Source organism: Nonomuraea sp. NPDC003707, from assembly GCF_053587055.1.
In genome coordinates this window covers 129154-156149 of sequence record NZ_JBSFNK010000024.1, presented here as the reverse complement: position 1 = coordinate 156149, position 26996 = coordinate 129154, and the positions used below count along the sequence as shown (strand labels likewise).

Here is a 26996-nt window from a genome sequence, read left to right as displayed (position 1 = left end):
AATGGATGCGCAGGATGAGAGCCTTTCTCAGGCCCGGAGGCCGTCGAGCATGACCGTGGTGAGCGGGTCGTCGAAGCGGGCAGCGGGGCGGCAGACCATGCCTGCTGGACCACGGCCAGGCGGGGCGGCCCTTGCGCGGGCCGCCCCGCCTGGTCATCCGAGCGAGGAGGTCATGCGATCGCCGGTTCGCCGGAGGGGCGCGGCGCGCTCACCGGAGACTCGTCGAGCGGCTGCGGCGGAGCGTTGAGCACCGCCTCGTCGATCCGGCCCTCGCCACGGGCGACGAGGACCGGCACCACGATCTGTCCCGCGACGTTGGTCGCGGTGCGGATCATGTCCAGGATCGGGTCGATGGCGAGCAGCAGGCCGACGCCCTCGAGCGGCAGGCCCAGCGTGCTCAGGGTCAGCGTGAGCATGACGATCGCGCCGGTCAGACCGGCCGTCGCGGCCGAGCCGACCACGGAGACGAACGCGATGAGCAGGTATTCGCCGACCCCCAGCGGGATGTCGAACACCTGCGCCACGAAGATCGCCGCCAGCGCCGGGTAGATCGAGGCGCAGCCGTCCATCTTGGTGGTCGCACCGAACGGCACGGCGAAGGAGGCGTAGTCGCGGTCGACTCCCAGACGCTCGATCGTGACCTTCTGCGTCAGCGGCAGCGTGCCGACCGAGGAGCGGGAGACGAAGGCCAGCTCGATCGCGGGCCACGCGTTGCGGAAGAACGTGATCGGGTTGACCTTGCCGACCAGCGAGAGCAGCGCCGGGTAGACGGCCAGCAGGACGATGAAGCAGCCGACGTAGACGCCGAGGCTGAACTTGGCCAGCGGCGCGAGCAGATCCCACCCGTACGTGGCGACCGACTTGCCGATCAGGCCGGCGGTCCCGATGGGGGCCAGGCGGATGACCCACCACAGCGCCTTCTGGACCAGTTCGAGGATCGAGCGGCTGAAGTTGAGGAACGGCTCGGCCTTCTCGCCGATCGCGATGGCCGCCGCGCCGAGGACGATCCCCAGGAAGACGATCTGGAGGACGTTGAGCTCGGTGAACGCCGTGACGACGTTCGTCGGGATGATGCCGGTGAGGAAGTCGACCCAGGTTCCGACGTGCTCGGGCGCCTTGGCGCCCGCCGTGCTCAGGGTGACGCCCTGGCCGGGATTGATGATCAGGCCGAGGCCGATGCCGACGATGACGGCGATCAGCGCGGTGGCCAGGAACCAGAACAGCGTCTTGCCCGCCAGCCTGGCCGCGCCGTTGACGTTGCGGAGGTTGGCGACGCTGACCACAACGGCGGTGAACACCAGCGGCGGCACTGCCAGCTTGAGCAGCTGGACGAAGATTGCTCCGACTTCGGTGAGGGTCGTGGCCAGCCAGGCGAGGTCCCAGATGCGGGCGGCGAAGCCGAGAGCGACTCCCAGGACCAGGCCCAGCAGCAACTGCAGGGAGAAAGAGAATCTCTTCACGATGAGGAAGGCTCCGAAAGAAGGCGTGCGAGAAGGGGGGTGGGATCGAGCGCTACGTCAGAGCGCGATCAGTGACGGAGGGAGCCGGTCAGACAAGCCACGCAGACAGGACGATAGACCTCACTAGGCGAGTAAGTCGTACGAATAGGTCAGTATTTCGACTGTAAGAGTGATCTACTTCGCAAATCAAGACTTACCCGGTAGGGAGTTAAGAGACGGACATCGGGTGAGCGGTGGCGAGCTCACCGCGCACCCGCCGACAGCAGGTTGCGCGGCTCAGGTGGAATCGTCTACCGTAATCCCCACTAAACCAGTCGCTTTTGGGGAATAGGGGAAGAGCCGGTGATCCGTGGTGTCGGGCTCCGGGTGGCGGGTGTGGTCCTGCTGGCCGCGATCTGGTGGGCGGTCTCAGCCGCCCACCTGTGGCCCGAGGTGTTCGTCCCCTCCCCCGGCTCCGTGTGGGAGCAGCTGTTCCTGACCTCCTCCGTGCACGACGGGCAGCGCGGCTACAGCGGCTACCTGCTCTCGGAGCACCTGCTGGCCAGCCTGCGCCGCATCGCCCTGGGCAGCCTGTACGGCATCGCCGGCGGGATCGCGCTCGGCCTGGTCGTCGGGCTCGTGCCGACCGTGCGGGCCCTGTTCAACCCTCTGATCACGTTCGTGCGGACGCTGCCGCCGCTGGCCTATTTCAGCCTCCTGATCATCTGGCTGGGCATCGACGAGCCGCCCAAGATCACGCTGCTGTTCGTGGCCGCGCTGCCACCCGTGGCGGTGGCCACCGCGGACGCGGTACGCGGCGTGCACGAGGACTATCTGCACGCGGCCCGAGGCGCTCGTGGCCCGCCAGGCCGCCTCGGTCGCCGAGCTCAAGGGCAAGAAGATCGCCACCCCGTTCTCCTCGACCTCCCACTACAGCCTGCTGGCCGCCCTGCAGGAGGCCGGGCTTGCCGAGTCCGACGTCACCGTCGTCGACCTGGAGCCGCCGGACATCCAGGCCGCCTGGACGCGCGGCGACATCGACGCCGCCTATGTCTGGACGCCGGTGCTCGGCGAGCTGCGCAAGTCCGGCAAGGTGCTGGTCACCAGCAAGGAGCTGGCCGCCAAGGGCAAGCTCACCGCCGACCTGGCCGTGGTCCGCACCCAGTTCGCCACGACGTACCCGGCGGCCCTGCGGACCTGGCTGCGGCAGCAGGACCGGGCGGTCAAGCTGGTACGCGCGGACAAGGCATCAGCAGCCGCGGCCGTCGGCCGCCAGCTCAACCTCGACCCGGCCGCGGCTGCCGAACAGATCGACGAACTCATCCTGCTCGACGGCAAGGAGCAGGCCGGCCCCGACTACCTGGGCACGCCCGAGAAGCCCGGCGCACTCGCCGAGAACCTGCGCAGCGCCGCCGAGTTCCTCAAGTCGCAGAACAAGCTCCCCGCCGTGCCCGAACTGACCGTTTTCCAGAAGGGGCTGGCCACCGAGGAGCTCCGCGATGCGTTCGCAGGATGAGACGCTCACCGCGGCGCGCACCGCGGCCGCGGTGCGGCTGAGCGAGGTCTCGCTGACATACGGCCCACGCTCCCGCTGGTCCAGGGCCGAGCCTGTTGAGGCGCTGCGCGACATCGGCGCCGACATCGGCGCGGGCGAGTTCGTGACCATCGTCGGGCCGTCGGGCTGCGGCAAGAGCACGCTGCTGCGGCTGATCGCCGGGTTCGCGTTCCCGACCGGCGGGCAGATCGCCGTGGCAGGCGAACCGGTGACGGCACCAGGGCCGGACCGGGGTGTGGTGTTCCAGCAGCCGCGCCTGTTCCCGTGGCTGAACGTGCGCCGCAACGTGGAGTTCGGGCTGCGGATGGCCGGGGTCTCCGCGCCGGTCAGGCGGTCCCGGGCCGCCGAGCTGCTCGACCTCGTGGGGCTGGGCGACGTGGCCGGGCGGCGGCCGTACGAGCTGTCGGGTGGCATGCAGCAGCGCGCCGCCATCGCCCGCGCGCTCGCCCCCGACCCCGCGATCCTGCTCATGGACGAGCCGTTCGCCGCGCTGGACGCGCTCACCCGGGAGCGCCTGCAGGAGGAGATCCGGCGCATCTGGCAGGCCACGGGCAAGACCGTGCTGTTCGTCACGCACAGCGTCGACGAGGCCGTCTATCTCGGCACCCGCCTGCTGGTGATGAGCCGCCGGCCCGGCCGCATCGTGCTCGATCAGCCCTCCGTCCTCCCGCACGCGCTCGACCCGCACACCCACCCGGAGTTCCCCGCCGTACGCGAGACCGTGGCGGCAGCCGTACGGCGGGCCGCCTCCTCCGATCCCGAGGTGACCTGATGCGCTTCCACTGGTTCCTGCCGACGACCGGCGACGGCCACGACGTCCGCTCGGCCATCACCACGACCGACGCGTTCCGTCCCGCGGCCCGCCCCGCCACCGTCGCCTACCTGGCCCAGGTCGCCAGGGCCGCGGAGCAGGCCGGTTTCGAGGCCGCGCTCACCCCGGTCGGCGCGGGCTGCCCCGACCCGTGGATCGTGTGCGCGGCGCTGGCCCAGCACACCGAGCGGCTGAAGATGCTGGTCGCCTTCCGCACCGGCTACGCGCTGCCCACCCTGCTCGCCCAGCAGGCCCAGGCCTTCCAGGAGGTCTCCGGCGGGCGGTTGCTGCTCAACGTCGTGACCGGCGGCGACCCGGTGGAGCAGCGCGCGTACGGGGACTTCCTGGACCACGACGCCCGCTACGCCAGGACCGCCGAGTTCCTGCAGGTGCTGCGCCGTTCCTGGGAGGGCCTGCCCTTCGACCACCACGGCGAGCACTACCGCGTCGAGGGCGGCGGGCTGGCCGAGCCCCTCGACCCGGCGCCCGAGCTGTACTTCGGCGGCGCGTCCCCGGCGGCTGAGCAGGTCGCGGCCCGGCACGCCGACGTGGTGCTGATGTGGGGCGAGCCACCACACGCGATCGCCGAGCGCATCGCCCGCCTGCGCGCGCTGGCCACGCCGCTCGGCCGCGAGCTCCGGTACGGCCTCCGCGTGCACGTCATCGCCCGCGACACCGGCGCCGCCGCCTGGGCCGAGGCCGACCGGCTGCTGACGGGCATGGATCCGGCCCGCATCGCCGCCGCCCAGCACCGCTTCGCCCGCTACGACTCCGTCGGCCAGCGCCGCATGGTGGATCTGCACACCGGCGACACCCGCGACCTGGAGATCCACCCAGGGTTGTGGGCGGGGATCGGGCTGGTGCGCGAAGGGGCGGGCACCGCGCTGGTCGGCTCGTACGACGAGGTCGCCGCCCTGCTCCGGGAATACGCCGCCGCCGGGGTGGACGAGTTCGTGCTGTCGGGCTGGCCGCATCTGGAGGAGGCGTACCGGGTCGGCGAGCACGTGCTTCCCCGCCTGGCGCGCGAGACCGCCCCGCGCACGTCGCTTCTCCACAGACATGCGCCGGCTCCCTAGGCGACTTACCCGGTGAGCTGGCTCTTGTAGAAGACGGTCGCCTGGAACCGGTCAGGACTGCCACTGATCTTGCTGGAGAAGCCGAACGCGAGGCGCGGGCCGTCCGAAGAGCGCCAGATCGCCATTCCCTGAGGTTCGCGACCGGGCAGCGACTCGCCCGCTCTCGTCCGGTACACCTCCTCGACCGAACCCCCGGTCTTGTTCATGTCGAGACGGACCAGGTAGGACGGCTTGGCCGGGTCCGAGGGCTGCGCGGGCGGACCGCCGTAGGAGAGGTACGCGTACTGGCCGTACGAGGTCACGCCCTGGAAGAGGTCGGAGTCGGAGAGACCGAGTTGGGAGTTGGTCGGGAGAGCGCGCATGGCAAGGACGGGAGTGGTGTCGCCGATGCCCTTGTCGAGGACGGCGGCGAGGTCGAACAGCGCGAGGCGCCACGGGCTCGTCGTCCCCATGTACCGGACGAGCAGCCGGTTGGTGTAGGGATCGATCGACGGTCTCGGACAGTCCAGGAAATCGGAGAGGCGGACCGGGAAGTTTCGGACCTCCGCGCCGTTGGCGTAGTCGAGCACGCCCCCGTCGCTGTACTTGATGCGGCAGATCGTGTGACTGTTCGGTGCCGTACCGGGGGACAAACTCCTCCAGTCGCCCGCGAGCCACACATACGGAGACCCGGACGTGTCCGGCTGGATCGCCATCGACGAACCGTGGTCGAACCCGTGGAGCGCCATGGCGCCCAGCACCTTGCCGCTCAGGTCGGTCCTGGTCATCCAGAGGTCGCCGTTCGTGCTCCCGACCTTGCTCTGCGCGAAGTAGATGTGCCCGTGGACGTGGTCGAAGGCGAAGGACTGCATCGGCCAGTAAGGCTGGTGAAGCGTGGCCCGCACAACGGGATCGCCGCCGGCCCCCTCGAACACGAAACGCTGCGATGTCGGGACGGTCGCGGACGCCGCTTCGGCCGCGAACAAGGAAAGGCCGCCGCTGGCGGCGGCTGCTGCTATCCCTGTACCGGTTCGGAGGAGCGTGCGACGACTTATGGCAAATGCTCCGCCGATGTGGGCATTTTCGCGCAAGTGCACCACCCTGCCGGTCGTTCGGCTGATTTGGTTGATCACGACGAACCTAGCAATCGGCCCGATGGGTGTCGATAACACGAACTGCGGCCGAAATATGGGCACTTCACGCGCCAGCAGCCGGCCAGCACCCGCCGGGATCGGGCTTGGCATCGGACGATCAGGAGCAGCGTCCCGAGCTCGCGCACCCAAGCGAGGCACGATCCCGACTCGGTGAACTGCGACAGCGACTCCTGCTCAACACCGTCTGGCCGGGCTCAGTTGCTCAGCAGTGAAAGGCCCTGCCACCAGGCGTACAGCGGCTGTGGGGTCCAAGCCTCGGCGGTCATGGCCACGGACCGACCTGTGTACGTCCAGGACATGGCGTAGTACGGCCCGTTGAGGGTGCAGAGCAGCTTGCCCCTGACCCAGGTGCCTTTGTACTCGGCCCCGGTGGCGCAGTTGCCTCCCCGGCCGTCGTGCAGGGCCCACCAGTACGACTCCACCCACGTCTCGGCGTCGGCGTCGCTGCGGAACAGCACGATCATCGGATCGTGAACCGGACCCGACCGGACGGCCGTGCAGTCGAGCGCGGCCACCGCACCGGCCGGAGGACGAGCGGCAGGCCGGCAGTTCCTCAGGTCCGCCGAGCCGAGCATCTTCTCCAGCCGGCACTCGCCCGGCGTCATGACGCACGCCGACCCCGTCGGCTCGGTCGACGGGTCCTCTTCGGCCGTCGGCTTCGGCGTCCTGGAACGAGGGCGGGAAGACGGGGCCGCCGATTCGGTCACCGTCACCGTCGGCGTCGGTGACGCCGACGTGATCCCTGATCCAGGTTCTCCACCCGTCCGAAGCGCGGCAAGAGCGACGATCAACCCGCCAATGCCCGCCAGGGCGCCCACCATCTCCCAGTGGATGCGGTCGCGCCAGGATTTCCGGCCATTCTGGGCCGTTCGTGAAGGGCCCTTCGATCCGGGAGCCGAGGAGCCCATCGAAGTCACGTCCGACCTCCTGCTCATGAAAGACCCCCGGCGTGAACAGGAGAAACATTCCCTGGTGGCCGACTTCTCCACACCGCGGCATCGGCCACTTCCGCCAACCTGCCGAGGCTCCTTCGCCGGGGACGGGGGTTCCAGGTGTTCCTCAATGTTCTCCCGGACGCGAGCGCGTCGCCCGGGGAAACGTGGAGAAGCCGCCACTGCCGTATCCGTTCTATGGCAAGAACGGCTATGCCGCAGCTGGAATGCCGCAAACATCTCGGCCGAGCGGCCCGAGGCGATCGGCACCGGCGGCCGGCGCCGTGGTCGGCGACACCACCGGTCAGGCCGGACACCACACCCCAGGGACGTCCTGGCTGTTCGACCAACTGCGACTCAAACCCAGGCAAGCCAGTCTCTGGGGTCGGCCAGAGAGCGGCCGTTGCCGTCGAGGGACGGCACGATCAGGCCCAAGGGCACCTACCGCCCCTCGGTTGCTCATGTCGCCGTGGGCGGGCGCCATGGCACCACCATGGTCTACCTCCGCTGGCAGGGACCGGTCGGAACCGACCCGGCCGCCGCCCTGCGCACCGGCCAAGCCGCCATCATGCACACACTCGACCGTCTGCCCGTCGGCGGCTGAATTTCGATCCTGCCGCTTGCACCGCTCTGATCTGTTGTGATCTAAGCGTCTCCGGACTCATGATCGATGCCGCTGGAGTGTCCAAAACGCCTACCCGCGACGGCTGGACGGGTCAGCGTGCGTGCGCGGCCGCTCGTTCGCCCGGCGGCGCGTCCAGCCGAGCCTCGGCCTGGACGGCCCCTTCAGCGTGGCCGGCTCGGTCGAGGTGGTCGGCGTGGAACAGTCCTTCGGCCAGCAGGCGCCGGACGTGCTCGTCGGCGGCGCTGTAGTACACGAACGTGCCCTCGCGGCGGCCCTTGACGAGTCCGGCCAGCCGGAGTTTGGCCAGGTGCTGGCTGACCGCGGTGGGGGCGGCGTCGGCGAGCTCGGCCAGGCAGGCGACGTTGGACTCGCCCTGCAGCAGCGCCCAAAGGATCTTGATGCGGGTGGGATCGGACAACAGGCGGAATGACTCGGCGGCCAGATGCACCTGTTCCTCGTTCGGCATGTCGAAGTCGGGCAGCGAGGTGTGCATACGGCAAGCCTACCCCGAACCTCACTGCATGCGTATCTGCGTGACTGCGCATATATGATGCTTCGGTGACCACTGATCTGACCACGTTCGAAGCCGCCGCACGCCCGGCGCCCGTATCCAGACCACTGCGCTGGTGGCGTTCGGGGGCGGGCTCACTGCCGGAGGTGCGCTGGGCCCTGGCGGCCACCGCGCTGTTCGCCGCGGGCGGCCTGGCCCAGCTCGCCGGCGCGCCCGCCTGGCTGTGGTGGGCGCTGTATCTGACCTGCTACGCCGCCGGCGGCTGGGAGCCGGGCCTGGCCGGGCTGAAGGCCCTGCGCGAGAAGACCCTGGACGTCGATCTGCTCATGGTCGTCGCCGCGATCGGCGCCGCGGCGATCGGTCAGGTCTTCGACGGCGCGCTGCTGATCGTCATCTTCGCCACCTCCGGCGCGCTGGAGGCGGTGGCCACCAAACGCACCGAGGACTCGGTGCGCGGCCTGCTGGACCTGGCCCCCGACCAAGCCACCCGCATCGACTCCGACGGTGACGAGGAGGTCGTGGCGGCCGCCGCCCTGCGGGTGGGCGACGTCATCGTGGTGCGGCCGGGCGAGCGCATCGGCGCCGACGGGCGCGTCGTGGCCGGGGTCAGCGACGTCGACCAGGCCTCCATCACCGGCGAGAGCCTCCCGGCCGACAAGCAGAGCGGCGATGAGGTGTTCGCCGGGACGATGAACGGCACCGGCGCGCTGCGCGTCCAGGTCACCCGGCCCGCCGGCGAGACGGTGATCGCCCGGATCGTGGCCATGGTCGAGCAGGCCAGCGCCACGAAGGCCCGCACCCAGCTGTTCATCGAGAAGGTCGAGCAGCGCTACTCGATCGTCATGGTCGCCGCCACCCTCGCTCTGTTCACGCTGCCCCTGCTGTGGGGCACCTCGGTGCAGGACAGCCTGCTGCGGGCGATGACGTTCATGATCGTGGCCTCGCCGTGCGCGGTGGTGCTGGCCACCATGCCGCCGCTGCTGGCCGCGATCGCCACCGCCGGCCGCAACGGCGTGCTGGTCAAGTCCGCGGTGGTGATGGAACACCTGGCCGACGTCGACCTGGTCGCCTTCGACAAGACCGGGACCCTGACCGAGGGCCGGCCGTACCTGACCTGCCTGCGTGTCCTGACCGGCACGGCGGCCACCGCGAGAAGTGGATCAGATGGCGGAGCCGGGGTGCAGGCCGATCGGCTGCTCGCGCTGGCGGCGGCGGCCGAGCAGGGCTCGGAACATCCGCTCGGCCGCGCCATCGTCGCCGCCGCCCACCACCAGCGCCTGCCGCTGCCCGCGGCGGCTGACTTCGCCGCCCTGCCCGGGCGCGGCGTCCGCGCCCGCGTCGATGGACGGCTGGTCGAGATCGGCAGCCCCGCTCACCTGCTGGACCAGACCGCGGGCGGCGCCATGTCCGGCGATGCCGAGCAGGCCCGCCAGGTCGTCGCCGAGGTCGAGGAGGACGGGCACAGCGCCGTGCTACTGCTCCTGGACGGCCGTCCCGTCGCGGTGCTCGGTCTGGCCGACCGCATGCGTGCCGGCGCGGCGCAGGCGGTGGCGCAGCTGACCGGCCTGACCGGGACGACCCCCGTCCTGCTGACCGGTGACAACCCCCGCGCTGCGGCCCGCGTGGCCGACCAGGCCGGCATCACCGACGTACGGGCCGGGCTGCTGCCGCAGGACAAGGTCGAGGCCGTCCACGAACTGCGGCGGCAAGGCGCCCGGCCGGCCTTGGTCGGCGACGGCGTCAACGACGCCCCCGCTCTGGCCAGCGCGCACGCCGGCATCGCGATGGGCGGCTCCGGGGCCGCCCTCACTCTGCAGGCCGCCGACGCCGTCATCACCCGCGACGACCTGTCCACCGTCCCGGCGGTCCTCGCCCTGGCCCGCCGCGCCCGCCGCCTGGTGGTCGCCAACCTTGTCATCGCCGGCACGTTCATCGCCGTGCTGGTGGCCTGGGATCTGTTCGGTGAGCTGCCGCTGCCACTGGGGGTGGCCGGGCACGAGGGCTCCACCGTCATCGTCGGCCTCAACGGCCTGCGCCTGCTGCGCGATGCGGCGTGGAAGCGTGTGCCGCACCAGGCCACGCCTAGCCGAGCGGAAGCCGGAGGATGAACCGGGTGCCGTGGGGGCTGTCCTCGATCCGAAGGGTGCCGGCGTGCGCCTCGGCGATCTGCCGGGCGATCGGCAGGCCCAGTCCGGTGCCTCCGGCGTACCTGTCACGGGCGGTGTCCAGCCGGGTGAAGCGCTGGAAGACCAGCTCGCGCTTCTCCGGATCGATGCCCGGACCGTTGTCGATCACTTCCAGCATCGCGATGCCGTTCGGGAAGCGCTGGGTGTCGCGCTTGGGGCAGAACGAGCGCCGTACGTGGAAGGCGATGGTGGTGGCGGCGTGCCGCTCGGCGTTGTCGATCAGGTTGGTGAGCAGGCGCGACAGCTGAGCCCGGTCGCCGGCCACCACCACACCGCGCTCGAGCGAGAACTCGAACCGCTTGTCCTGCTTCGGGCGCCTCTCGCACTCCGAGGTCACGAATTCGGCCAGGTCGATCGGCTCGCGTTCCACCTTCTTGCCCGCCTCCAGCCGCGCGATGGTCAGCAGGTCGCCCACGATCGCCTCGAGCCGGTCCACGCTCTTCAGAACGGTGTTGCCCAGCGTGGGCACGTTGGTCTCCTCGGGCGCGTGCAGGGCGTCCTCGACCTCGGCCCGTATCGCGGCGATGGGGGTACGCAGCTCGTGGGAGGCGTCCGAGGTGAAATGCCGCTGCAGTTTCATCGCGGCCTCCAGCCGCGCCAGAGTCCGGTTGACGCTGTCGGCCAGCTCGTGGATCTCGTCCTGGCTCCGCGGAAGAGGCACCCGCCGGTCGGGACGGGTCTCAGTGATCTTGTCGAGCTCCATCCGGATGGCGTTCACCGGTCTGAGCGACTCGGTGACGATCCGATGGCCGATCGTGGTGATGGCCACGGCCATCGCCGCGGCGGCGCCGATCACCGTCGCGGCCAGCCACGGATCGACGTACGGAGGGACCGTGGGAGAGGAACTGTAGACGACCCAGTCGTCTCCCGGCCGGTACGCCGACTGCGCGACCACGACGTTGCACTCGCCGGAACGGAAGACTCCGTCGCAGACGACGCCGCTGGAGACGTTCTTGTGGTCGGGGGTGATGCCGGCCATGATCGGCTTGCCCTGCAGTTGCGGCGTCGCCGCGACGACCTTCCCCGTGCCGTCGACGATCTGCAGGTTGCGGCCCTTGTACTCGACCAGCGGCGTGACCACCTCGTTGTGCTCCACCTCATGGGCCACACGACCACCGGCGGCGGTGAGCTCCGCCATGAGGTCTCCCATGGCGACCCGATGGATCGCCATCATGACCATCGCGGCCAGGAGCGCGGACAGCAGGGTCGCCACCGCCCCCGCGAACACCGTGATACGCACCGTAATCGACCAACGTCGCGGAGTCTTCATGCGCCATCCCTCCGCCCAGTTGAACACGCGCGCCGTAGCAGGCTGTGCACGAGGTGTTCGGGTAATGGCATGGGGCGTTCCAAGACCTTGCCAAGTCTCGGATCACCGAGCGCCCGGGTGCGGTGGGTCAGCGGCCGAGCTCACCGGGCCGCATCTGGGTCAGGGCGGCCTGGCCGGCGCGCTCACCACCGGTCCCAGTGCAGAACCTCCTCCCGCGGGATGCGGGGAGCGGGCTTGAAGTCGGTGCCGAGCGTGAAGGCCAGCGGGATGAAGGCCGCCAGCATGACCTCCTCGTACGGCACGCCGAGCACCTTGGCCAGCTCGCGTTCGAGCGGCGCCTGCGCGGTGGTCCACACCGTGCCCAGCCCGCGCGCCCGGGCGGCCAGCATGAAACTCCACACCGCGGGCAGGATCGACCCCCACGCCCCCGACTGCACGGCCACCGGCTCATGGTCGGTGCGTCCCTCCACGCCGGGGATGACGAACGCGGGCACCCGGTGGATGTTGGCAGCCAGGTGCCGCAGGCCATCGAAAACCCGCTCGGTGGAGCCGGAATGGTAGCTCATGCGCCACAGATCACGTTCGGTCAGCGGCTGCCCCGTGGCCAGCGTCAGGGCGCGCAGGAAGATGTCGGCCACGGCCCGGCGCTGCTCGGCCTCGGTCACGACCATGAAGTGCCAGCGCTGCCGGTTGCGCCCGGTGGGCGCCTGCACGGCGAGGTCGACGCACTGCTCGATCAGCTCGCGAGGCACCGGCCGGGTGAAGTCCAGGCGTTTGCGGACGGCGCGGGTGGTGCCCAGCAGTTCGTCGGGGGTGAGGTCCAGCGTCACGATGGGTCTCCTGTCAGGCGGTGGGGACGGGTACGGGGCGGCGCGAGCGCAGGCCGTAGGCGGCGATGAGGGCGCCGGCCAGGGAGAAGCCGCCCGCGGTCACGAACGCGATCCGGCAACCGGCCGGTACGGACTCACCCAAGGTCGTGACCGCGGCCAGCACCGCGACGCCGATCCCGGCGCCGATCTGGACGGCGGAGGTGACCAGGCGGCGGCCACCGTACCGGACCTGAACACCTCCAGCGGGACGAGCGGCGCCGATCGCCTGCGTTCGATGGTGACGAAGGCGCCCAGCAGGAGCACGGCCACGGCACCGGCGGGCCAGCTCCGCTCCGCCAGTGCGAACACCAGCAGCAACACGCCGCCGGTGACGGCCACCGCGCCGGCGGCGTCGAACCCCTCGCGCGTCCCGGCCTGCCGGACGCCACGTGGCAGCACCAGCGGCGCCGCGGCCAGCACGAGCAGGGCGACCGGGACCGGCAGGAAGAACACCAGGCGCCAGCTGATCTCGGCCAGCAGGCCGGACGCGATCAGCCCGGCGGTGTATCCGGTCGCCCCGGCCAGCGAGTAGACCCCCAGCGCCCGGTTGCGCTGCGGCCCCTCGGCGAAGGCGGTGGTGATGAGCGACAGCGCCGCCGGAGCGGTGAGCGCGGCCGCCACCCCCTTGCTCACCCGGGTGGCCACCAGCGGCCATCCGGCCGACAGAAGGCCGCCGACCAAGCTCGCCGCCGCGAACACCGCCAGCGACAGCAGGAACACCCGGCGGCGGCCGAACAGGTCGGCGATGCGGCCACCGAGCAGCAGGAAGCCGCCGTAGGCGACCGCGTAGCCGGACATCAGCCACTGCAGGGTGTCCTCCGGCAGCAACAGATCACGCCCGATGGCGGGCAGGGCCACGCCCATCAACGACAGGTCCATCGGGTCCAGGAACACCGCGGCGCACAGCAACACCAGGGCCACCTGTTGGCGGCCGTCGGTTCGGATCACGGTCACTCTCCATCTGCATGCAAACAATTGGCGGACAGACGGTTCGGACCGTATGCCTGCAAATCATCTGCTGTCAAACAATCTTCCTGGAGATGGACCCGAAGCGGGTGCCGGCCGGGGTCGTGGCCCCGAGGATCTCCGCCGCGCGCTGCGATGCGGCGATCAGGGTGTCGTTCATTTCCAGTGCCGCAAGGGTGGGCCGGACCCAGAGCTCGTCGTCGACGACATAGCGTTCGCGGCGCCCGCCGGGAGTTCGTTCCCGCTTGAGCAGTCCCTGCTGTTCGAGGAAGGCGATGGTCTGCGAGATCGACGCCGGGCTGACGCGAAGCCGCTGGACCAGGTCGGCGGCGGTGAGGGTGCCGGAGTCGGTGACGTACAGGCAGGCCAGCACCCTGGCCGCCATCCGGGGCATCCCCTGCTGCTCGAGAAGCGTGGCGAAGGATTCCGTGAGGTTCTGGACCGCCTGGGGGTCACGCCCATGGCTGCTGTCGCCGGCCAGCGGCACCAGAGACTTGGCCTTCCTGTGGCGGCGCGCACGCTGCTGGGTGGTCTCCTGCGCCTGCTGCGCCCCGTAATCGTCGGGTCCGCCGTTGCGGGTGACCTCTCGCATGATGGTCGAGGCGGGCCGCCCGAGACGCCGGCCGATCTCTGTGAATCCGAGCCCCTCGGCCAGCCCTTCAGCGATGTGCTGACGGTCCTCGTTGGTGAGTCTGTCTCCGGGCATCGGTACTCGTCTCCCATCTGCCAGCCTGCGCAGGGCTCCGCACAGTATGCATTCACTCGAAGTCCATTGCAATACGAATCTTGATCACCTATTGCATTCAGTGTCATATTCATTGCAATATCAGCCTCTTATTGGCTATGAACAGGGTTTTAAGTCTTCCATTCATGTTGACTGAATGATGAATGCAATGTACTTTTCGCGAAAGTTCAGCGATGCATGAACGTCCGCCGCGGTACGCGAGGGACAGGCGTCGCGAAGAATTCCGGAGGAGGCAGATGACCACGTCCGACGCTGAAAAGGGCGGCTTGCTCACAAAGGTGATCGGCCCCAAGCGGCGGTGGCGTCAGTACAAGGCGCGCGTGGGACAACTCCCGCCGAACTACCGCACGGCGGTCGACGCGATCGAGCGGCACCTGATGCTCTTCGTGCCGACCGACGGCGACGAAGACAAGACGGTCTGATAACGGCACAGCGCATCACAGCTCACCCCCGAACCCCGTGCATTGCCCATGAGCGCCACGCCGGGACGGGTCTCGCAAGATCGAACATTGTGTGTAAGGAGATTCATGATGGGAAATGGCAACAGCGGCTTCTCCAAGGCCGGACTGAACAGAATGCGCGAGGTGCTGGCACGGCATGTCGAGTCCGGGAGGATTCCCGGGCTGGTCGCCCTGGTCAGCCGGGGCGAGGAGACCCACGTCGAGGCGATCGGGACGATGCGCCATGACGGTGGCGCGCCGATGCTCCGTGACACCATCTTCCGGATGGCCTCGACGACCAAGCCGGTCGCGGTCGCGGCGGCGATGGTCCTGCTGGACGAGTGCCGGCTGCGGCTGGACGACCCGGTGGATCAGTGGCTGCCCGAGCTCGCCGACCGGCGGGTGCTGAAGCGGCCCGACGGCCCGCTGGACGACACCGTGCCGGCGCGGCGGCCGATCATCGTGCGGGACCTGCTCACCGACACGTTGGGGCTCGGGCTGGACATGACGGCGCGGACCGCTCCGATGATGAGCGCGTTCTTCGAGCATGGGGTGTACGGCCAGGAGGACGGATGGATGTTGCCGGCACCGGACCCGGACGAGTGGATGCGCCGCCTCGGCACGCTGCCGCTGATGTACCAGCCGGGAGAGCGGTGGCTGTACAACGTCGGCGACGACGTGCTCGGCGTGCTGGTGGCCAGGGTGACCGGGCAGTCGTTCGAGGAGTTCCTGCGTGAGCGCATCTTCGATCCGCTGGGCATGACCGACACCGCCTTCCACGTGCCCGCCGACAAGATCGACCGGCTGCCGCCCCTGTACTCCCCCGATTGGCAGACCGGAGAGTTCAACGTGGAGGACGAGGCCGAAGGCGGACACCACAGTAAGCCTCCGGCGTTCCAGTCAGGCGGCGGCGGACTCGACTCCACCGTCGACGACTATCACGCCTACTTCCGGATGCTGCTCAACCACGGGATGCACGGCAGCGAACGGATCCTGTCCCGGCCCGCCGTCGAGCTGATGACCACCAACCGCCTCACGCCCGAGCAGCAAGCCGCCCGAGAGGCCTGGGCCCGCGGCGTCGCCCATTTGGCGTACGGCACCGGTCAGCATGGCGGCTGGGGCTTCGGGATGGCGGTGCGTACCTACCGTGGCGACTACGCGCCCATCGGCCAGTTCGGCTGGGACGGCGGAGCCGGCACCACCACCTACGCCGACCCGCGCAACAACCTCGTCGGCATCCTGCTCACCCAGACCGGGATGTCCACCCCGGACTCGGCGCGAGCCATCCACGACTTCTGGACCACCCTCTACCAGGCAATCGACGACTGACCTCTCCATCTTCTTGTCCACGCTCGCCACAGCCGGGGGACGAGTTCACGGGCTTCCTTCGTCCTGCCCCCGCTCCTCCGTCGGAAAGAAGATCGCGCTGATCACATGCGGTCGCCGCTCCGGTCCGGGCCCGTTCCCCGTCCGCGCCCTGAGCACCTCCCGCAGCTCAACCGCGAGTTCCTCCATCTCCTCCGAGGTGAGCCACAACGTCCCCTGCCGATACCCCACCCGATCCGCGACCGGATCGGCGCCCGGCCGGTCAAGATAGGCGTTGAACTCGGCGAGCAGCGCCGCCATGGCCGCCGCGAACCCGTGGCGGTGGTCCTGAAGTGACATCGCCTTGGCCGTGTCGAGATCGACGTGGGCGGCGTTCTGCCGCAGCCGGTAGTAGCGCTCGACCATCCCCCGTACCCGCTGCTCGTCGGCGACTTCCAGCAGCCCGGCGTCGGCGAGCAGGCCGACGTGCCGGTACAGGGTGGTCTTGGGCACGTCGGGCAGGCTCTCGCACAGGTCGGACGTGGTGCGGGTGCGCCCACCCGACAGTGCCCACATGATGCGCAGCCTGACGGGATGCAAGATCAACTCAAGCGTGTCCATTCTCCAATCTTCCCATAGCTGGTACTGTTCCCAAAGTTGGGACTATTCGAGGGGAAATCGATGACCGCGACCACGACACCGGCACGGCTCAGCGATGAGGCGGTGATCCCCCTGCGCACGCTGGACCCGGGCGCCGCGCTGGACGACCTGGAATGGCTGGACGACGCGATCGGTGACGCGAGGGTGGTGGCGATCGGCGAGAGCGCGCACTACAACCGGGAGTTCTACGAGCTGCGCCACCGCCTGCTGCGTTACCTGACCGAGCGGCATGGGTTCGGCGCGTACGCGATGGAGACCGGATTCACGGAGGGCCGGCGTACCGACGCCTGGGTTCGAGGCGGCGAGGACCGGCTCGGCGAGATCATGGCGAGCGGCCTGACCTCACTGACGGGCCTTTGGCGGCAGATGGGAGCCCACCTGGAGTGGATGCGCCGGCACAACGCCACCGCCGAGCGCCCCGTCGGCTTCTACGGCATAGATCTAGGCGGCCAGAACGCCTCCCTGATCCCCGCCCTGGACGCCGTGCTCGCCTACCTCGCGCAGGCCGATCCCGGCTTCCAGCTCGACCCGGCCATCCGGGAGACGGCCTCGGCCTTCGCGGCGACGTCCGCGTTCGCCGCCCCCGCGACCATGGCCGTCTACGCCCAGCTCCCGCCCGAGACGAAGGACGTGCTGACGGCGGGCCTCGCCGGCCTCGCCGCCCGCATGAAGGGCCGGCGCCTGGAGTACGTCCGGCGCACCACCGCCGAGGAGTACGAGCGCGCGCTGCGATCCATGCACCACGTGCTCACCCTGGAGTCCGTCATCCGCGGCATGACCGGCGGCGACCAGCAGAGCGTGATGTACAACCGCGACGCCGAGATCGCCGACACGGTCGAATGGGTTCTGCGCCGACAGGACCGGATCGTCCTGGCCGCCCACAACGGCCACGTCCAGCGCGGGCCCGCCACGCTCCCCGGCATGGACCCGGTGACCCCGATGGGGATGCACCTGGCCGACCGGCTGGGCAAGGACTACCTGGTTATAGGCGCTACCTCGGGAACCGGTCACATGCTCAACTCCGACTTCGCGGCCTTCCAGGCCGGCGTCCTCTTCGCGCCGATGGAGGCTCCGGAGCCCGGCAGCCTCGACGCCCTCATGCACGCCGGCCACGACGGCCCCTTCGCCATCGATCTGCGGCGACTGTCGCCGGCCGACGCCGAGGCCGTCCGGGGTGCCACCGTGCAACGCGCCGGTGTCGGCGCGTACTACTCCCCTGTAAGCGCGCTGGACGCGTACGACATCGTCGTGCATCTGCCTCACGTCACGGGCGCCGACCCCGACGAGGCCGCGCTCGCCTGTTCGCCGCAGGAGGTGCGGGACGTGTTCTCCCACTACAAGCCCCAGTAGCCGGGCGATCCGCGCCCGAGGTCCGGGCGCATCCCCCGCGAGGTCACCCCCGTCGGGCTAGACCTCGATCTGCGAGCCCATGATGACCGTGCGGTCGCGGGGCAGGCCGAAGAACTCGGCGGCGTCGGCGGTGATGTACGAGGTGGCGATGAACAGCCGCTTGCGCCACGGCGCCATCGTCGGGGCCGTGCCACGCCGAAGCTCGACCTTCGACAGGAAGTAGGACGCCTGGTCGAGCCGCAGCCGCCCCTCGGTCATGGCCGGGTCGAGCAGCGCCAGCGCGCCGAGCACGTCCGGGGTCTCCATGTAGCCGAAGCGGGCGGTGACGTGGAAGATCCCGTCGTCGGCGTAGCCGAGGTCGTCGACGGCGATGCGCCGGTCGGCCGGAACGCGGGGCACGGGCTCCGTCTCGATGGACATGATCAGGACGTGGTCGTGCCGCACATGGTTGTGCTCGACGTTGGCGCGCATGGCCAGCGGCGCGGTCTCCTTGCCCCGGTTGAGGAAGACGGCCGTGCCCGGGACCCGCCGCGTCGCCGCCTTCCCGGTGCGCAGCCGCCCGACGAACTCGCGCAGCGAGCCTTCGCGCCGTTCGCGCTCCGCGGTGATGATCTCGCGGCCCCGTTGCCAGGTGGTCATGACGGTGAACGCGGTGAGGCCGATCAGCAGCGGCAGCCACGCGCCGTGGACGAGCTTGGTCAGGTTGGCCGCGACGAACAGCAGGTCCACCGCCAGCAGCACGGTCGCGCCGAGGCCGATGATCCAGACCGGTGTGCCCCACTTCGCGCGGGCCACGTAGAAGAACAGCAGGGTGGTGATGGTGATCGTCCCGGTCACCGCCATGCCGAACGCGAAGGCCAGCGCCGTGGAGCTGCGGAAGGCGAAGACCAGGGTGAGCACCGAGACCATCAGCAGCCAGTTGATCCAGGGGACGTAGACCTGGCCCATGGTGGACTCGGAGGTGTGCGCGATCCGCAGCCGCGGCAGGTAGCCGAGTCGTGCGGCCTGGGATGCTACCGAGTACGCGCCCGTGATCACCGCCTGGGACGCGATCACGGTCGCCGCCGTGGCCAGCAGGACCATCGGCAGCCGCCCCCAGCCGGGAACGAGCAGGAAGAACGGGCTGCTGATGTTGGCCGGATCGGCGAGGATCAGCGCGCCCTGGCCGAGATAGCTGAGAACGCACGCGGGGAACACGAGGATCAGCCAGGCGCGGTTGATCGACCGGCGGCCGAAGTGGCCCATGTCGGCGTACAACGCCTCGGCGCCGGTCACGGCGAGCACGACCGCCGCCAGGGAGAAGAAGGCGACGCCGAAATGACCGGCCAGGAAGCCGATCGCGTACGTCGGCGACAGCGCCTTGAGGATGTCCGGGTGTTCGGCGATGCCGGCCACGCCGCACGCGCCGATGGTCACGAACCAGGCGATCATCACGGGCCCGAACACCCGGCCGACGGCCGCGGTCCCCCGGCGCTGCACCAGGAACAGCAGCACGATGATCAACGCGGTGATCGGCACGACGAGCTCTTTCAGCGACGGCTCGACGACCTTGAGCCCTTCGACCGCGGACAGCACCGAGATCGCCGGGGTGATCATGCTGTCCCCGAAGAACAGTGAAGCGCCGAAGATGCCCAGCGCCGCCAGCACGGCGACGGCCCGCCTGCCCCGCTGCGTGCTCCACCGCCGCACCAGCGTGATCAGCGCCATGATGCCGCCCTCACCGTCGTTGTCGGCGCGCATCGCCAGCAACACATACGTGACCGTGACAATGATCATCACTGACCAGAACACCAGCGACACCACCCCGAACACGTTCTCCGTGCTCACCGGAACGGGATGCGGGTCGCTCGGGTTGAACACCGTCTGCAGGGTGTAGATGGGGCTGGTCCCGATGTCGCCGAACACCACACCGAGAGCACCGACCACCAACGCGAGCCGCACCGCGTCGTGCGCGCCCGGACCACGAGCCGCCTCCGGCGCGGGCACGTGCCGGCGATCGCTCACAACGCTCCCCCATCGCGCGACCGGACGATACCGATGCCTCAACATAACCGCCGGTAGCCCAGATCACCCGCACCGGTCACGTCGACACCATGCATCCGCCGACTTCGACGCCTCCGGCGGCTGCTTCCTCGGCCCCCGGATCTGAGCAGCCGCATCCACCTCCTCCAGCCCGCCATGGAACTCACGAACGTCATCGCCCCAGGTGCCATGTCAGCACGGCAACGGCCCCATGTCAGCGCGACCGGCGATGGTGGATGCCATGAACATCCGCGACGGCGAAGCCGGGGATCGACATCCCGGCTTGCCTTTCAGCTATTCAGCGTTACTATGTACCAGTAGCTAGCAATACCAAGTAGCTGAAGGATGTTCCATGGGCAAGCAGATGACGGAGATGCTCAAGGGCGTGCTGGAGGGCATCGTCCTGGCGATCCTGTCCGGTCGGCCCGCGTACGGCTACGAGATCACGGCGTGGCTGCGGGATCAGGGCTTCTCCGACATCGCCGAGGGGACGATCTACGCCCTGCTGGTCAGGATCGAGCAGCGCGGCTTCGTGGACGTGGAGAAGGTCCCGTCCGAGAAGGGGCCGCCGCGCAAGGTGTACTCCCTCAACGCTCAGGGACAGGCGTACCTCGAGGAGTTCTGGAGGACCTGGAGCTTCCTCGCAGAACGGCTCGAACAGCTCCACGAAGGAGGTAAGTAGACATGGCCACAGAGCCGAACGAGCAGAAGAGCCGCTACCTGCAGTACCTGGAGGTGGTCACAGGGTCGCTCGAGGAGAAGCGGCGCTACCGGCAGTACAAGGCGCGCATCAAGCAGCTTCCCGAGAACTACCGCACAGCAGTCGAAGCGATGGATCGGTACCTGATCCACACCGGGCCGGTGGAGGGCTCGATCGCGATGTACGAGGACCTCGCCGACCTGTTCGAACGGAGCGCGGCGGACGGAACCCCGATCCGCGACATCTTCGGGGAGGACCCCGTGGAGTTCGTCGAGGCGTTCGCACAGAACTACCCCATCGGGCAGTGGAGAGCCCGGGAGCGAAACCGCCTCACCAGCGCCATCGCGCGCGCCGCCGGCGAAGACATCGGAAAAGAAGACAGGACCAGCTGATGACGAAACAGCAAGCCCAGGCGATCCAGGTGCGAGGTCTGGAGAAGTCGTACAAGGAACTACACGTGCTGCGCGGCGTGGACTTCGAGGTGGCGCCCGGCAGCATCTTCGCCCTGCTCGGCTCGAACGGGGCAGGCAAGACCACCGCCGTGAAAATCCTGTCCACGCTGCTCAAGGCCGACGCGGGCACGGCGAGCGTGAACGGCTTCGATGTCGCCACGCAGGCGGGCGACGTGCGGGAGTCCATCAGCCTCACCGGACAGTTCGCCGCCGTCGACGAGATCCTCAGCGGGCGGGAGAACCTCGTACTGGTCGCCCGGCTACGGCACCTCAAGAACCCGGGCAAGGTCGCCGATGACCTGCTCGCCCGTTTCTCGCTGACCGACGCCGGCGCGCGGAAGGTGGCGACGTATTCGGGGGGCATGCGCCGCCGCCTCGACATCGCGATGAGCCTCATCGGGAACCCGCCGGTCATCTTCCTCGACGAGCCGACCACCGGGCTCGACCCCCAGGCGCGCATCGAGGTGTGGCAGGCCGTCAAGGAACTCGCCCACCGGGGTACGACGGTGCTGCTCACCACGCAGTACCTGGACGAGGCCGAACAACTCGCCGACCGGATCGCGATCCTGCACGAGGGCCGGATCATCGTCAACGGCACCCTGGCCGAGCTCAAGCAGCTGCTCCCGCCCGCCAAGGTCGAATACGTCGAAAAGCAGCCGACCCTCGAGGACGTCTTCCTCTCCCTCGTCGCCGCCAACAACACCTAAGGGAACCACGATGACCAAGCACTTCTTCGGCGACACCACCGTCCTGCTGGGACGATCGCTGCGCCACATCACGCGCAGCCCGGACACCATCATCACGACCGCGGTCATGCCGATCGCCATGATGCTGATGTTCGTGTACGTGTTCGGCGGTGCGATCAACACCGGGTCGGACTCGTACGTGAACTACCAACTGCCCGGCATCCTGCTCATCACGGTCGCCTCGGGCGTCGCCTACACCGCGTTCCGGCTGTTCATGGACATGAAGAGCGGCATCTTCGAGCGATTCCAGTCCATGCCGACCGCGCGCTCGTCCGTGCTGTGGGCGCACGTGCTGACCTCGCTGGTCGCCAATCTGATCTCGCTCGCGGTCGTCGTGCTCGTCGCCCTGCTCATGGGCTTCCGCTCGGCGGCGGGAGTGCAGGCATGGCTCGCGGTCGCCGGCATCCTGATCCTGTTCACCCTGGCGCTGACGTGGATCGCCATCATCCCCGGCTTGACCGCGAAGACCATGGAAGGCGCGAGCGCGTTCTCCTACCCGCTCATCTTCCTGCCGTTCCTCAGCTCGGCCTTCGTACCCACCGCCACCATGCCCGGCCCGGTGCGCTTCTTCGCCGAGCACCAGCCGGTGACCTCCATCGTCAACGCCATCCGCGCCCTGTTCAGCCAGCAGCCGGTCGGCACCGACGTCTGGGTCGCCCTGGCCTGGTGTGTCGGCATCCTCGCCGTCGCGTACGTCTTCGCCATGAACGCCTACCGCCGCAAGATCTCCTGACTTCCCCCATTCATTGCAACGAAGGAACGGTTATGACTGAATCCCTCCACACCCTCCCCACGATGCCGACGGAGCGTCAGCCCGGCTGCCCCTTCGACCCGCCCAAGGAGCTGATCCAGGCGCGCGAGCACGGCCCGATCAGCCGCTTCCCCTTCCCCGACGGGCACGAGGGCTGGCTGGTCACCGGCTACGACCTGGCGCGGTCGGTCCTGGCCGACCCGCGGTTCAGCTCGCGCAAGGAGCTCATGCGCCACCACCCGCTGATCGACTACAGCGAGTACGGCGACATCGAGGTCCCCCCGGCGCCGCCCGGCGAGTTCCTCCTCATGGACGACCCGCAGCACAGCCGCTACCGCAAACCGCTGGTGGGCAAGTTCACGGTCCGGCGGATGCGCCTGCTCACGGAACGCGTCGAGCAGATCACCGCCGAACACCTGGACGCCATGGAGAAGGCCGGCCCGTCGGCCGACCTGGTGACCGCCTTCGCCAAGCCCATCCCCGCCATCATCATCTGCGAGCTGCTGGGCGTGCCGTACGAGGACCGAGGCTCCTTCCAGGACAACATCGACAAGTTCCTCGGCGGAGAGGTCAGCGACGAGGAACTGATCGCCGCCTACACCGCCACCCAGCAGTACCTCGCGCAGCTCGTGGCCGCCAAGCGCGCCGACCCCACCGACGACGTGCTCAGCGAACTCATGGACGGCGACCTGACCGATGAGGAGTTGCAGGGCATGGCCCTGATCCTGCTGTCGGCCGGCTTCGACACCACCGCGAACATGCTGGCCCTGGGCACCTTCGCGCTGCTGCAGAACCCCGGGCAGCTGGCGGCGCTGCGCACCGACCCCGCGCTCGCCGAACCGGCCGTGGAGGAGCTGCTGCGGTATCTGAGTGTCGCCAAGCAGTTCGCCAGGGTCGCGCTGGAGGACGTCGAGCTGGGCGGCCAGACCATCAAGAGCGGCTCGACGGTCATCCTGTCGTACGCCACCGCCAACCGCGACCCCGAGCGCTTCACCGACCCCCACGTACTCGACATCCGGCGGCAGGACGGCGGGCACCTGGCCTTCAGCCATGGCATCCACCAGTGTCTGGGCCAGCAGCTGGCCCGCGTCGAGCTGCGCGTCGCGCTCCCCGCGCTGCTCAACCGCTTCCCCACCCTGCGCCTGGCCGTACCGGCCGAAGAGGTCGCCCTGCGCCCGGAGACCGCCGACATCTACGGCGTCAAGAGCCTCCCGGTCACCTGGGACGCGTGATCGCCCGCCGATGGCGAGAACGCCACCGCGTTCCGCAACGCTGTCATCGTCGCCGTCGAAGCAGCCACCCGGACCTACCGGGGCCGACATGATCCGCAAGATCACCGCAGCCCTCGACGCCGCTTGACGGGGATGTCGACCTGCGCAGTTCCCCTGGCCGACACCCGCCGCCGGGCATCGCGCCTTGAGTAAACCCGCACCGCTGTGCCGGACCCGTACCCGGCAGGTCCGACCCCTCGACGCATTCGCCATCTACACCGCGACCTGCCCGACCGGGCACCAGATCCCCTCGTCGGCGCCGTCAGGCTGCAACCCGTAGCCGCAAGGCGTTCTGCCCGATGCGCTCGCGCCGCACCAAGGCCAAAGCCGGTCGCACTCTCATCACGGCAAGCTCGCTGCTGCCCGTCAGCGCACTACGCCGCCGCCTCCGCGCGCTTCGTCGGCCGCCGCCGATCCCACCGACAGCAGTAGGAAAGCACATGTCAAACTCCCGACGGCGAGGGTTCCTCGCCGCAGTCGCACTCGCGATCCCGCTCGTGGCCGCCGGTGCTCCCGCCGCATCCGCGACGGCGGAGCCGAAGATCAAACTCTCCGGTGGGCTCACCCAGCCGGTCTTCTCCTACAAGGACGCCACCCGTGAGCACGTCCGGGTGCAGTCGCAGGTCGACAGTGACGGCGACGGCAAGAAGGACCTGGTCCGGGTGGACATCATCCGACCGCAGGAGTCCGGTTCCGGACTCAGGGTTCCGGTGATCATGCAGGAGAGCCCGTATTACGACGACCCTGGCGTCGGCTTCGAGATCGAGAAGAAGAAATACGACGCGGACGGGAACGTGACGAAGTTCCCGATGTATTACGACAACTACTTCGTGCCGCGCGGGTACGCGTTCGTGTCCGTCGACATGATCGGCACCAGATTGTCCGACGGCTGCCCCACCTCCTACGGCGCCTCCGACGTGCTCGGCGGCAAGGCGGTCGTCGACTGGCTGAACGGCCGGGCGACCGCCTACGACGACCAGGGCGATCCGGTCAAAGCCACCTGGACCACCGGCCGTACCGGGATGATCGGCCACTCGTACGAGGGAGCGCTCGGTGTCGGCGTCGCCGGCACCGGCGTGCAGGGGCTGGCGACGATCGTGAACATCTCGGGCTACACCAGCGGCTACGAGAACTCGCACGCCAACGGCACCCTCACCTGGTTCAAGGGCGGGGCGAGGTGGCAGTCCGAGCGGGTCGACAAGGATCCGGCGGAGAAGTGCGAGGCGGTGCGCCAGCGGATGGACGCCGAATCCGACGATGAGACCGGGAACTACAACGCCTACTGGGACGAACGCAACTACCGGACCGGCCCGATCTCCAAGGTGCGCAACGTCCGCGCCAGTGTCTTCTCGGTGATGGGCATGCAGGACCGCAACGTGGTGGGCAGCCAGTTCTCCGAGTGGTGGACCAAGCTGCCCCGCACGGTGCAGCGCAAGGCGTGGGTGACGCAGTACGGGCACCTCGACCCGTTCTGGGCCCGCCGCGAGGCGTGGCTCAACACCCTCAACCAGTGGTTCGACCACGAACTGATGGGCGTCTCCAACGACATCCTGCGCCGTCCGCGCGTCGACGTGCAGCTCGGCCCGGACCGCTGGATCACCCAGGCCGACTGGCCCGCACCCACGGCGCGGACGACGACCCTGCGGCCACAGCAGGACGGCTCCCTGGGCCGCACGCCCTCGACCGGCACCGCCGGCTACGTCGACATCGCCCAGACCGAGATCGCGATGGCCGCCGACCCCGCCACCGCCAATCCCCACCGGCTGGCCTACCTGACCCCTCCGCTGAAGAACGCGATCAGGGTGTCCGGAACGCCGTCGGCGAGCCTGCGCCTCAAGCTGGACAAGCCGACCGCCAACCTGGGCGTCCTGCTCGTCGACTACGGCCAGGACACCCGCATCAACTACCGCGAACGCTCCGCGACGGCTGCGGAGGGCCTCAAGTTCATCGGCGGCGAAGACTGCGTCGGCGAAAGCACGGCCGATGACGACGGCTGCTACCTCAGGGGCGGCGACAACACAGCGACCTCCGGCTTCAACGTGGTCACCCGCGGAATCCTGGACGCCCAGAACCACAAGTCGCTCAGCCGCTCGACACCGCTCACGCCGGGCAAGCCGTACCAGATCACCTGGAAGACGCTGCCGCAGGACTACGAGTTCAAGGCCGGGCACCGGCTGGGCCTGGTCCTGACCGGAGCCAACGACGACTTCAACCTCGACGAGAGCGGCACCGGAACCGGCACCGACGTCGAACCCGGCACCGGGGCCAAGGTCACCGTCGACCTGGCCGGCACCTCGATCTCGCTGCCGGTGGTCTACGGCAGACCCATCGAGTAGGAGCAAGATCGACATGAGCGGGCGGTCGCGGCCGGCGCATGCGCCCACCTTTGTCAGCAATATTCGCGTGGCGAGGAGCCTCGACCCGGAGGCCTGCCGGGGACAAGCCACGCCGCGCCAGCCGCTGTCGAACCCGCAACCTGGCCGGTTCGTCATCAAACTGGGGCAATGGCCGGTGGAGGCAGGCTCGCACCATCTGCACAATGGTCGCCATGGATGAGAACATCGCAAACGAAGCGTGGTGGAGGCGGCAAGCCGCCGCACAAGCGGAATGGTGGAAGAAACGGTCGGCGGGACAGCAGGAGGAGGCCCTCCGGCAGAACAACCTGATGTACGGCGGCTTGATCGCTGTCGGAGTCGTCTTGGTGCAGCCGTTCCTGACCTCGGGAGTCGCTTCTCTTGATCTGTCCGCCCAGATCTGCGTGATCACTTTCTCCTTGTCCATCCCGATCTTGTCTGCTCTCATCATGTTGAACCGGCATGAAACCTATCGTCGGCGCATGACGCGTTCCGTCCTCGTGCTGGCGGCGCAGCAGGCGGCGCTCGGGCTCGGGTTCGTCGGGGTGGTTGCCGGTTTCTGGCACATCATGACGATCGCCGGGATCGCGATCCTGGTCGGCACGATCTTGGGTGTGGCCGTCCATTCCGCGGGTTATGTGCGGGTGGAGGAAGACGACGCCCAAGCCACACCGGGCGCGGAGCAGCCACCCCAACTATGAATCAGCTGACGTCCACGGCCGGACTGAGATCGTCCGCCGAAACACGACGCAGTCGAGCCCATCACCCCGACCTGCCGACCGGAAGCATGGCAGGCGGCGTCAGGCCCCTGTCCGGACCAGTGTGAG

25 protein-coding genes and 1 pseudogene are annotated in these 26996 nt (G+C 69.0%); 16 read left to right on the top strand and 10 right to left on the bottom strand.

Translation table 11 applies throughout. The features are described 5' to 3' along the window. Window positions 1–170: 170 nt before the first annotated feature. On the bottom strand, window positions 171–1460 hold the full coding sequence (locus ACWDRB_RS44120; RefSeq protein WP_449904475.1) for a dicarboxylate/amino acid:cation symporter: 1290 nt from the start codon (window positions 1458–1460) through the stop codon (window positions 171–173). 342 nt (window positions 1461–1802) lie between these two features. On the opposite strand from ACWDRB_RS44120, the pseudogene ACWDRB_RS44115 reads away from it, so the two are divergent. The 4 genes and pseudogenes from ACWDRB_RS44115 to ACWDRB_RS44100 all read left to right on the top strand — a co-directional run. Beyond that, a pseudogene (locus ACWDRB_RS44115) lies at window positions 1803–2228 on the top strand (ABC transporter permease); the annotation flags it as partial. A gap of 67 nt (window positions 2229–2295) precedes the next feature. Continuing rightward, a complete protein-coding gene (locus tag ACWDRB_RS44110) occupies window positions 2296–2955 on the top strand; it encodes a taurine ABC transporter substrate-binding protein (protein WP_449904473.1) in 660 nt (219 codons plus the stop codon). Next, on the top strand, window positions 2939–3766 hold the full coding sequence (locus tag ACWDRB_RS44105; RefSeq protein WP_449904471.1) for an ABC transporter ATP-binding protein: 828 nt from the start codon (window positions 2939–2941) through the stop codon (window positions 3764–3766). The genes ACWDRB_RS44110 and ACWDRB_RS44105 overlap by 17 nt, the downstream gene beginning before the upstream one ends. Continuing rightward, on the top strand, window positions 3766–4881 hold the full coding sequence (locus ACWDRB_RS44100) for an LLM class flavin-dependent oxidoreductase (RefSeq protein ID WP_449904469.1): 1116 nt from the start codon (window positions 3766–3768) through the stop codon (window positions 4879–4881). Before ACWDRB_RS44105 ends, ACWDRB_RS44100 begins: the two co-directional genes overlap by 1 nt. 5 nt (window positions 4882–4886) lie before the next feature. Here the strand turns inward: ACWDRB_RS44100 and ACWDRB_RS44095 are convergent, their stop codons facing one another. Together ACWDRB_RS44095 and ACWDRB_RS44090 are read right to left on the bottom strand one after the other, a co-directional pair. After that, complete coding sequence (locus ACWDRB_RS44095; protein WP_449904467.1) at window positions 4887–5732, bottom strand: phage baseplate protein; 846 nt, start codon at window positions 5730–5732, stop codon at window positions 4887–4889. A 476-nt stretch (window positions 5733–6208) separates the two neighbouring features. Further along, window positions 6209–6727 (bottom strand): hypothetical protein, encoded by a 519-nt coding sequence (locus ACWDRB_RS44090; protein WP_449904465.1) that lies wholly within the window; start codon window positions 6725–6727, stop codon window positions 6209–6211. Window positions 6728–7349: 622 nt separating this feature from the next. Here ACWDRB_RS44090 and ACWDRB_RS44085 point away from each other — a divergent pair. After that, on the top strand, window positions 7350–7550 hold the full coding sequence (locus ACWDRB_RS44085) for a hypothetical protein (protein WP_449904463.1): 201 nt from the start codon (window positions 7350–7352) through the stop codon (window positions 7548–7550). Window positions 7551–7662: 112 nt separating this feature from the next. On the opposite strand, the gene ACWDRB_RS44080 is transcribed toward ACWDRB_RS44085, so the two are convergent. Then, window positions 7663–8064 carry an ArsR/SmtB family transcription factor gene (locus ACWDRB_RS44080; RefSeq protein ID WP_449904461.1) on the bottom strand — a complete coding sequence of 134 codons (402 nt, stop codon included), beginning with the start codon at window positions 8062–8064 and terminating at the stop codon, window positions 7663–7665. Between the two features lie 65 nt (window positions 8065–8129). Between ACWDRB_RS44080 and ACWDRB_RS44075 the strand changes: the two genes are divergently transcribed. Further along, entirely contained in the window at window positions 8130–10190 is a 2061-nt protein-coding gene (locus tag ACWDRB_RS44075; protein ID WP_449904460.1) for a heavy metal translocating P-type ATPase, read from the top strand. Here ACWDRB_RS44075 and ACWDRB_RS44070 read toward each other — a convergent pair. The 4 genes from ACWDRB_RS44070 to ACWDRB_RS44055 all read right to left on the bottom strand — a co-directional run bounded on the left by ACWDRB_RS44070 (window position 10165) and on the right by ACWDRB_RS44055 (window position 14079). Further along, a complete protein-coding gene (locus tag ACWDRB_RS44070; protein WP_449904458.1) occupies window positions 10165–11508 on the bottom strand; it encodes a HAMP domain-containing sensor histidine kinase in 1344 nt (447 codons plus the stop codon). The two genes, ACWDRB_RS44075 and ACWDRB_RS44070, sit on opposite strands and share 26 nt — an antisense overlap. A gap of 212 nt (window positions 11509–11720) precedes the next feature. Further along, entirely contained in the window at window positions 11721–12368 is a 648-nt protein-coding gene (locus ACWDRB_RS44065) for a nitroreductase family protein (protein WP_449904456.1), read from the bottom strand. A 99-nt stretch (window positions 12369–12467) separates the two neighbouring features. Beyond that, the gene (locus tag ACWDRB_RS44060; protein WP_449904454.1) at window positions 12468–13355 is read right to left on the bottom strand and encodes an MFS transporter; all 888 of its coding nucleotides are present in this window, start codon (window positions 13353–13355) and stop codon (window positions 12468–12470) included. 73 nt (window positions 13356–13428) lie between these two features. Further along, window positions 13429–14079, bottom strand: coding sequence for a helix-turn-helix domain-containing protein (locus ACWDRB_RS44055; RefSeq protein WP_449904452.1), 651 nt, complete (start codon window positions 14077–14079; stop codon window positions 13429–13431). A gap of 275 nt (window positions 14080–14354) precedes the next feature. On the opposite strand from ACWDRB_RS44055, the gene ACWDRB_RS44050 reads away from it, so the two are divergent. Continuing rightward, window positions 14355–14540, top strand: coding sequence for a hypothetical protein (locus ACWDRB_RS44050; RefSeq protein WP_449904450.1), 186 nt, complete (start codon window positions 14355–14357; stop codon window positions 14538–14540). A 105-nt stretch (window positions 14541–14645) separates the two neighbouring features. After that, on the top strand, window positions 14646–15887 hold the full coding sequence (locus ACWDRB_RS44045) for a serine hydrolase domain-containing protein (protein ID WP_449904448.1): 1242 nt from the start codon (window positions 14646–14648) through the stop codon (window positions 15885–15887). 45 nt (window positions 15888–15932) lie between these two features. Here the strand turns inward: ACWDRB_RS44045 and ACWDRB_RS44040 are convergent, their stop codons facing one another. Next, window positions 15933–16484, bottom strand: a complete 552-nt coding sequence (locus tag ACWDRB_RS44040; RefSeq protein WP_449904446.1) for a helix-turn-helix domain-containing protein — start codon at window positions 16482–16484, stop codon at window positions 15933–15935. Between the two features lie 60 nt (window positions 16485–16544). Between ACWDRB_RS44040 and ACWDRB_RS44035 the strand changes: the two genes are divergently transcribed. Then, window positions 16545–17873, top strand: coding sequence for an erythromycin esterase family protein (locus ACWDRB_RS44035; protein WP_449904444.1), 1329 nt, complete (start codon window positions 16545–16547; stop codon window positions 17871–17873). A 57-nt stretch (window positions 17874–17930) separates the two neighbouring features. On the opposite strand, the gene ACWDRB_RS44030 is transcribed toward ACWDRB_RS44035, so the two are convergent. Then, window positions 17931–19877, bottom strand: a complete 1947-nt coding sequence (locus ACWDRB_RS44030; RefSeq protein ID WP_449904441.1) for a potassium transporter Kup — start codon at window positions 19875–19877, stop codon at window positions 17931–17933. Between the two features lie 370 nt (window positions 19878–20247). Here ACWDRB_RS44030 and ACWDRB_RS44025 point away from each other — a divergent pair, with 370 nt between their 5' ends. From ACWDRB_RS44025 to ACWDRB_RS43995, 7 genes are all read left to right on the top strand, one after another. Continuing rightward, complete coding sequence (locus ACWDRB_RS44025) at window positions 20248–20577, top strand: PadR family transcriptional regulator (protein WP_350737154.1); 330 nt, start codon at window positions 20248–20250, stop codon at window positions 20575–20577. Window positions 20578–20579: 2 nt separating this feature from the next. Further along, window positions 20580–20987, top strand: a complete 408-nt coding sequence (locus tag ACWDRB_RS44020) for a DUF1048 domain-containing protein (RefSeq protein WP_449904438.1) — start codon at window positions 20580–20582, stop codon at window positions 20985–20987. Beyond that, window positions 20987–21754, top strand: a complete 768-nt coding sequence (locus ACWDRB_RS44015) for an ABC transporter ATP-binding protein (protein WP_350737158.1) — start codon at window positions 20987–20989, stop codon at window positions 21752–21754. The genes ACWDRB_RS44020 and ACWDRB_RS44015 overlap by 1 nt, the downstream gene beginning before the upstream one ends. Window positions 21755–21764: 10 nt before the next feature. Further along, entirely contained in the window at window positions 21765–22526 is a 762-nt protein-coding gene (locus ACWDRB_RS44010) for an ABC transporter permease (RefSeq protein ID WP_350737161.1), read from the top strand. A gap of 32 nt (window positions 22527–22558) precedes the next feature. Then, window positions 22559–23776 (top strand): cytochrome P450, encoded by a 1218-nt coding sequence (locus ACWDRB_RS44005; RefSeq protein ID WP_449904435.1) that lies wholly within the window; start codon window positions 22559–22561, stop codon window positions 23774–23776. Between the two features lie 479 nt (window positions 23777–24255). Further along, a complete protein-coding gene (locus tag ACWDRB_RS44000) occupies window positions 24256–26151 on the top strand; it encodes a CocE/NonD family hydrolase (RefSeq protein WP_449904433.1) in 1896 nt (631 codons plus the stop codon). A 212-nt stretch (window positions 26152–26363) separates the two neighbouring features. Further along, entirely contained in the window at window positions 26364–26870 is a 507-nt protein-coding gene (locus tag ACWDRB_RS43995; protein WP_449904430.1) for a hypothetical protein, read from the top strand. Window positions 26871–26996 lie beyond the last annotated feature (126 nt).